At 56.3% G+C, this 1,742-nt stretch carries 1 rRNA gene; it reads left to right on the top strand.

Annotated elements, in window-relative coordinates:
* Nucleotides 1-1,742, top strand: a 23S ribosomal RNA gene (locus ACFYWM_RS44665); the annotation flags it as partial.

The raw sequence follows: 1,742 nt of genomic DNA on the forward strand, positions 1-1,742 counted from the left end.
GCAGTAAGAAATCCTTCCGATAGTCGAAGCTTCTGGGAAGTTGCGCCGTAGACCGTGAGAGTCGGGTAGGCGAAATTGGTTGGACTGTTTGAGGGGATCCCAAGTAGCACGGGGCCCGAGAAATCCTGTGTGAATCTGCCAGGACCACCTGGTAAGCCTAAATACTCCCTGATGACCGATAGTGAACAAGTACCGTGAGGGAAAGGTGAAAAGCGCCCCGGTGAGGGGTCGTGAAATAGTACCTGAAACCGTGTGCCTACAAGCCGTAGGAGCGTAAACGAGGGTTCGCCTTTGTTTGTGATGTGACTGCGTGCCTTTTGAAGAATGAGCCTGCGAGTTATGGTGTGTGGCGAGGTTAACCCGTGTGGGGGAGCCGTAGCGAAAGCGAGTCTGAAGAGGGCGTTTGAGTCGCATGCTGTAGACCCGAAGCGGAGTGATCTAGGCATGGGCAGGTTGAAGCGCGGGTAAGACCGCGTGGAGGACCGAACCCACCAGGGTTGAAAACCTGGGGGATGACCTGTGTTTAGGGGTGAAAGGCCAATCAAACTCCGTGATAGCTGGTTCTCCCCGAAATGCATTTAGGTGCAGCGTTACGTGTTTCTTGCCGGAGGTAGAGCACTGGATGGCTAATGGGCCCGACAAGGTTACTGACGTCAGCCAAACTCCGAATGCCGGTAAGTGAGAGCGTAGCAGTGAGACTGCGGGGGATAAGCTCCGTAGTCGAGAGGGAAACAGCCCAGACCACCGACTAAGGCCCCTAAGCGTGTGCTAAGTGGGAAAGGATGTGGAGTCGCAGTGACAACCAGGAGGTTGGCTTAGAAGCAGCCACCCTTGAAAGAGTGCGTAATAGCTCACTGGTCAAGTGATTCTGCGCCGACAATGTAGCGGGGCTCAAGTACACCGCCGAAGTCGTGGCATTCACACAATAATCTGGCGGACTTTTGTCTGTCGAGGTGTGTGGGTGGGTAGGGGAGCGTCGTGCGGCCGGCGAAGCAGCGGAGTGATCCAGTTGTGGAGGCCGTGCGAGTGAGAATGCAGGCATGAGTAGCGAATCAGAAGTGAGAAACTTCTGCGCCGGATGACCAAGGGTTCCTGGGGCAGGCTAATCCGCCCAGGGTAAGTCGGGACCTAAGGCGAGGCCGACAGGCGTAGTCGATGGACAACGGGTTGATATTCCCGTACCCGCTACGATGCGCCAATACTGAATCCAGTGATACTAAGGGTCCTTAACCCCTCCGAGCCTTCGGGCTTGGGGTGAGGGTGAACGCCTGGCCTGAACTGGTAGTAGGTAAGCGATGGGGTGACGCAGGAAGGTAGCCCAGCCCAGGCGATGGTAGTCCTGGGGTAAGCATGTAGGGAGAACCGTAGGCAAATCCGCGGTTCATGTATCCTGAGATGTGATGCCGAGCCGATTGTGGCGAAGTGGGTGATCCTATGCTGCCGAGAAAAGCCTCTAGTGAGTGTCGTGGCGGCCCGTACCCTAAACCGACTCAGGTGGTCAGGTAGAGAATACTAAGGCGATCGGGTGAACTGTGGTTAAGGAACTCGGCAAATTGCCCCCGTAACTTCGGGAGAAGGGGGGCCTCTTCTGGTGATGAGCCTTGCGCTCTGAGCTGGTGGGGGTCGCAGAGGCCAGGGGGAAGCGACTGTTTACTAAAAACACAGGTCCGTGCGAAGTCGTAAGACGATGTATACGGACTGACGCCTGCCCGGTGCTGGAACGTTAAGGGGACCGGTTAGTG

Origin of the sequence: Streptosporangium sp. NPDC002721 (assembly GCF_042888905.1) — a bacterium.
In the GTDB taxonomy this organism is placed as follows: Bacteria; Actinomycetota; Actinomycetes; order Streptosporangiales; family Streptosporangiaceae; genus Streptosporangium.